General features: G+C 69.7%; 5 protein-coding genes. 3 read left to right on the forward strand and 2 right to left on the reverse strand.

Going from position 1 to position 5,930, the window contains the following annotated elements:
- The first annotated feature begins 234 nt into the window (after window positions 1–234).
- Together rplJ and rplL are read left to right on the forward strand one after the other, a co-directional pair.
- Entirely contained in the window at window positions 235–750 is a 516-nt protein-coding gene (gene rplJ, locus BIV01_RS09160; protein ID WP_070418388.1) for a 50S ribosomal protein L10, read from the forward strand.
- A 51-nt stretch (window positions 751–801) separates the two neighbouring features.
- Window positions 802–1,185, forward strand: coding sequence for a 50S ribosomal protein L7/L12 (gene rplL, locus BIV01_RS09165; RefSeq protein ID WP_022907351.1), 384 nt, complete (start codon window positions 802–804; stop codon window positions 1,183–1,185).
- Window positions 1,186–1,334: 149 nt separating this feature from the next.
- On the opposite strand, the gene BIV01_RS09170 is transcribed toward rplL, so the two are convergent.
- Window positions 1,335–2,261 carry a hypothetical protein gene (locus tag BIV01_RS09170; protein WP_139199278.1) on the reverse strand — a complete coding sequence of 309 codons (927 nt, stop codon included), beginning with the start codon at window positions 2,259–2,261 and terminating at the stop codon, window positions 1,335–1,337.
- A 196-nt stretch (window positions 2,262–2,457) separates the two neighbouring features.
- On the reverse strand, window positions 2,458–3,927 hold the full coding sequence (locus tag BIV01_RS09175; RefSeq protein WP_441294376.1) for an amino acid permease: 1,470 nt from the start codon (window positions 3,925–3,927) through the stop codon (window positions 2,458–2,460).
- Between the two features lie 92 nt (window positions 3,928–4,019).
- Between BIV01_RS09175 and BIV01_RS09180 the strand changes: the two genes are divergently transcribed.
- Window positions 4,020–5,909 carry an ABC transporter ATP-binding protein gene (locus BIV01_RS09180; RefSeq protein ID WP_441294377.1) on the forward strand — a complete coding sequence of 630 codons (1,890 nt, stop codon included), beginning with the start codon at window positions 4,020–4,022 and terminating at the stop codon, window positions 5,907–5,909.
- The last annotated feature ends 21 nt before the right edge of the window (window positions 5,910–5,930 follow it).

Consider the following 5,930-nt stretch of genomic DNA (forward strand, 5'->3'; position numbering starts at 1 on the left):
TCCCGTCCGACGGTTGGTCGCGACCGTCGTGCCGTGCTACAGTTCTCGAAGCCAAAGACCGCCGGTTGTCGTGCTGCTCGCAGCGCGAACGAAGGTCCTCACTCATGAGGCAGCCCGCGCAGGTGTTCCGAACCACTCCTTCCGTTCGCGGGGGAGCAGCTCCGAGCCTCTGCGCCGGAGCTTTTTTCATGTGGTGGAGTCCTGGGGCTGCCGGCAAGAACCCCAAGGAGAACCATGGCGAACAAGGAAGCTGCGGTCGCCGAGCTCACGGAGTCCTTCCGTAGCTCGAACGCCGTTCTGCTCACCGAGTACCGCGGTCTCACGGTCGCGCAGCTCAAGGAGCTCCGCAACTCGATCCGTGAGCACGCCACGTACGCCGTGGTGAAGAACACGCTGACCAAGATCGCGGCGAACAACGCCGGCATCTCGTCGTTCGACGACGAGCTCGCCGGTCCGTCCGCTCTCGCCTTCGTCCACGGTGACACCGTCGCCGTCGCGAAGTCGCTGCGTGCATTCGCCAAGGCGAACCCCGAGCTCGTGGTGAAGGGTGGTTACTTCGACGGTAACCCGCTCTCCGCGACCGAGGTGGACAAGCTCGCCGACCTCGAGTCCCGTGAAGTCCTGCTCGGCAAGCTCGCCGGCGCCTTCAAGGCCTCGCTGTTCGGTGCTGCGTACCTGTTCCAGGCCCCCCTCTCGCAGGCCGTCCGCACCGTGGACGCCCTTCGCGAGAAGCAGGAGTCCGCGGCCTGATCAGGCTCGCGTTCCACAACCACACGATCTAGCTAGTAGTAGGAGAAAATCATGGCGAAGCTTTCGCAGGACGAGCTCATCGAGGCCTTCAAGGAGCTCACGCTCATCGAGCTCTCGGACTTCGTGAAGAAGTTCGAAGAGGTCTTCGAGGTCACCGCGGCCGCCCCGGTCGCCGCTGCCGCTCCGGCCGCCGCCGGCGCCCCGGCCGAGGCCGCTGAGGAGAAGTCGGAGTTCGACGTCGTCCTCAAGTCCGCTGGTGACAAGAAGATCCAGGTCATCAAGGAGGTCCGTGGCCTGACGTCGCTCGGCCTCGGTGAGGCCAAGGCGCTCGTCGAGACCGCCGACGCCAAGATCCTCGAGGGTGTCAACAAGGAGACGGCCGACAAGGCGAAGGAGGCCCTCGAGGCCGCCGGCGCCACGATCGAGCTCGCGTAGTCTCGACCGTTCGGTCACGAAGGCCGCTGCCCCTCGGGGCGGCGGCCTTCGTCGCGTGCGGGGGCTGCGGCGGGGACTTTTCGCGCTGAGCGACACTTCACGCCGCCCGACGCCCGTGAGGTGTCGCTGAGCGCGTGAGGTCGTCTCCGTCACACCCGGACGCCGTGTGCGCGGAACAGCGCTCGGAGGCGATCGAGTTCGACGAGGTGCCACCACGTGACGCGGATGACCGTGCGGACAGCCGGGAGCGATCGGAGCCGGTCCTCCCGCCGCTTCTCCGCCCAGAGCACGTCGGCGGGGTCGCGCCCGTCGAGCATGCTCGGGTCCACGTACTTCTGGCGACCGTCGAACTCGACGACCACGCCGAGCGACGGGAACCAGAAGTCGACTCGATCCACCGAGCCGTCCGCGTGGCGGAACTCCACCTGTGGTTCGCAGGGTGGGAGTCCGAGCTGGACGAAGCGGATTGCGGTGAAGGACTCGCCGACCGACTCGTGGCGGACGTGGAACGCTGCGAGTACCGTCTCGGCGCGCACTGAACCCCGGGCCGGGCGCTCCGGCACCGCCTGCCGGAGGTCCGCGAGGGCCAGGGTGCCGCCTCGGATGGCTGCGTCGACGGCGACCGCGGCGACGTGCGCCGGCTCCGTCGCGATGACGGCGCACGCGGTGTCCAAGGTGCACGTGACCGGGACGCCGTCGAACGGGCGCGCTCGGGTGCAGGGGGTTCGGCTGCTCGGGTGACGGATGAGCCCGGCACGGTGCTGGATGACCGGGGCCGCCCGATCGGTGACGTGGACACGGTCCGGTGCATCGCCGATCAGCGGCCAGCCGTGGATGAGGGCGGCGCTGAGGTGGGAGAAGACCGATCCCGGACGCAGTCGCGGTGCCACCGCCCGAGCCCTGGCGAGGTGGCGGCCGACCGGGTCCAGTCGATCCCAGTCGGCAGTGCAGATGTACACACCCGCGAGGAGTCGCACCAGTGACCCGGCCGCATGTCGCCGCTGGAGCAGCCGGGCGTGCGACGGGTCCGCCGCGGTCGCTCGGAGCAGGAGGGGGCGCTGTGCTGGCGAGTTCATGCGCTCAGGCTGACCGTTCGCCGGCGGCCCGGACTCGACCGGCCGCAATCTGTGGATGAGCGGCCACCGCCGCGACGCCTGTGGACGGAGGAGTTCACGCGCTGAGCGACACCTCACGGGCTGCGGCGCGCGTGAAGTGTCGGGGAGCGCGTGAAGTCCGCCGGAAGAGACGGGCGGGCGGGTGGCGGCGGGCGCGTCAGCGCAGCGTGCTGTGGCGGCGGCCGTAGGCCAGGTAGAGCGCTGCGCCGGCGACCATCCAGATGCCGAAGGCGATCCAGGTGCCGATGCCGAGGAACACCGCGAGCAGCACGCAGCAGAGCGCGCCGACGATCGGCACGACGGGGAACAGCGGCACGCGGTACGACCGCTCGAGCGACGGCTGGGTCCGACGGAGCACGATGACCGACACGTTCACGAGGGCGAACGCCACGAGCGTGCCGATGCTCGTCGCGTCCGCGAGCTCCCCGAGCGGCACCAGTGCGGCGACGATCGTCACGACGACCCCGATGATGAGGGTGTTCCAGACGGGGGTGCCGGTGCGGTGCGAGACCCGGCCGAACACCTTCGGCACGAGTCCGTCGCGGGCCATCGTGAGCAGGATGCGGGTCTGCCCGTAGAGCACGGTGAGCACGACGCTCGCGATCGCGATGACGGCGCCGATCGAGAACACCAGGGCGACCCACGGCTGTCCGGTGACGTCGACGACGATGCGCACGAGCGAGGCCTCGGTCGACGAGAACGACGTCCACGAGCGGGCGCCGACGGCCGCGATCGCGACGAGGATGTACAGCGCCGTGATGAGCGCGATCGACCCGATGATCGCGCGGGGGAGGTCCCGCCGCGGGTTCTTCGCCTCTTCTCCGGCGGTCGACGCGGCGTCGAACCCGATGTACGAGAAGAACAGCCGGGACGCGGCCGCGGTGACCCCGGCGGCACCCATCGGTGCGAGCGGCTCGAAGTTCTGCGCCTGGAACGCCGAGAACGCCACGATCACGAAGAACACGAGCAGGGCGATCTTCACGATGACCATGACCGTGTTCACCCAGGCGCTCTCGCGCGCACCCGGGAGCAGGACCGCCGTGGCGAGCAGCACCAGGACGGCGGCCGGCAGGTTGACCACGCCGCCCTCGCCCGGAGGCGCCGACAGTGCGGTCGGCAGGTGCAGCCCGAACACCCGCAGGGTCTCGTCGACGTACTCGCTCGCGCCGACCGCGACGGCGGCCACGGAGACGGCGTACTCGAGCACGAGGCACCAGCCGCACACCCAGGCGATGCCCTCGCCCATGGTGGCGTAGGTGTACGAGTAGCTCGACCCGGACGTCGGCACGGCACCCGCCATCTCGGCGTACGACAGCGCCGAGAGGAGGGCGGCGACACCGGCGACGACGAAGGAGATCCAGACCGCGGGACCGGCGAGCGGCACGGCGGTCCCGAGGACGACGAGGATGCCGGTGCCGAGCGTGGCGCCGACACTGATCATCGTGAGGTGCCAGACCCCGAGCGACCGCCGGAGCGGCTCGCCGTCCACCCCCGCCGAGGCCTCGGCCTGCAGCTGCTCGATCGGCTTCCGTCGGGCGAGCTGTGCGCGGAGGGACGTGGGGCGGGTGGGCGCGGACGTCAATGGGACCTCGAGTGGTGCGGGGAAGGGGACGGGAAATGGTCGCATGCCCCCTGAACGGGGTCAAATGAGCCACGGCGGCCCGATGTCCCACCCCGGGGCTAGGTTTGCAGCATGGATCGGGGTGACGCGTCGTGAGCATGCACGGCGGGATGCGCGGCGGCGGCGGCGGTGGTGGTGGTCGCGGTGGCGGCCGGATCTCCAGCGGCGACTTCGAAGCGCAGAAGGCCGCCAACGCCGAGGCGCCCAAGATCCCGAACCTCCTCAAGCGCATCGCCGGGCTGTTCGTGCCGCACCGGAACGCGATCATCCTGACCGTCGTGCTGGTGCTGATCGGCGCCGCGATCTCGGTCGTCCCACCGCTCCTCACCCAGCGGGCGTTCGACGAGGGGCTCTTCCCGAAGGGCGGCGGCGGGCCGGACCTACCCGTGCTGTACGTGCTCGTCGGCGCCATGGTGGTGCTCTGGATCGCGAGCGCAGGGATCGGCGTCTGGCAGACCTACCTCACCGCGACGGTCGGCAACAAGGTCATGGGCGCGATGCGCATGCGGCTGTTCGGACACCTCCAGCGCATGGAGCTCGCGTTCTTCACCCGCACGAAGACCGGGGTCATCCAGTCCCGCCTGCAGAACGACGTCGGTGGCGTCGCGAGCGTGCTCAACAACACGATCTCGTCGATCCTCGGCAACACGGTGACGGTGATCGCCGCCGTCGTCGCGATGCTGCTCCTCAGCTGGCAGATGACCCTCGTCGCGGTCGTCCTGCTGCCCCTCCTCGTGATCGCGCAGCGACGGGTCGGCCAGGTCCGCGCCAAGATCGCCGCGCAGACGCAGGAGTCGCTGTCGGACATGACCGCGATCACGCAGGAGGCACTGAGCGTCTCCGGCATCCTGCTCGCGAAGAGCTTCAACCAGCAGCGTGCGGAGACGCAGCGGTACGGCAACGAGAACCGCAACCAGATCCGCCTGCAGGTCCGTCAGCAGATGTCCGGTCAGTGGTTCTTCGCGATCGTGTCGATCTTCCTGTCGATCATCCCGGCGATCATCTACGTCGTCGCCGCGTACCTCATCATCGGCGACGTGCCGATCACGGCCGGCACGATCGTGGCCTTCACCACCGTGCAGTCCCGGCTGCTGTTCCCGACCGTCGGTCTGCTCCGGGTCGTCCTCGACCTGCAGACCTCCGGGGCGCTGTTCGCCCGCATCTTCGAGTACCTCGACCTCAAGCCCGCCATCACGGACCCGCCCACGGCGAAGCCCGTCGACGAGTCCCGGGTGGGGCACGTCGCCTTCGACGACGTGACGTTCACCTACCCGGACGGCGAGGCGGACAAGCCGACCCTCCGCGGGGTGTCGTTCGAGCTCCAGCCCGGTCAGTTCGCCGCGTTCGTGGGGCCGTCGGGTGCGGGGAAGACGACCGTGTCGTACCTCGTGCCCCGGCTGTACGAGGCGACCGCGGGCTCGGTCCGGTTCGCCGGGCAGGACGTCCGCGAGCTGGCGCACGAGGACCTCATGCGCCACGTCGGCATCGTCAGCCAGGAGACCTACCTGTTCCACGCCACCATCGGCGACAACCTGCGGTACGCCAAGCCGGACGCGACCGACGACGAGATCGAGCAGGCCGCGCGCGCGGCGAACATCCACGAGACGATCGCCTCGTTCCCGGACGGCTACGAGACGGTCGTCGGGGAGCGCGGCTACCGGCTGTCCGGCGGCGAGAAGCAGCGGATCGCGATCGCGCGGGTGCTGCTCAAGGACCCACCGGTGCTCGTGCTCGACGAGGCGACGAGCGCCCTCGACTCGATCTCCGAGCGTGTCGTGCAGACGGCGCTCGACAACGCCGCGGCGGGCCGGACAACGATCTCGATCGCGCACCGGCTCTCGACGATCCGCGATGCCGACGTCATCTTCGTGCTCGACCACGGGCGGATCGTCGAGCAGGGTACGCACGAGGAGCTCCTCGAGCGGGACGGCACCTACGCGATGCTGCACCACCAGCAGAACGCCCCCGCCGACGCCGTCGGCAGCTGACGCACCAGGCGAGCGCGCACC

Origin of the sequence: Curtobacterium sp. MCBA15_013 (assembly GCF_001865095.1) — a bacterium.
Taxonomy (GTDB): Bacteria; Actinomycetota; Actinomycetes; order Actinomycetales; family Microbacteriaceae; genus Curtobacterium.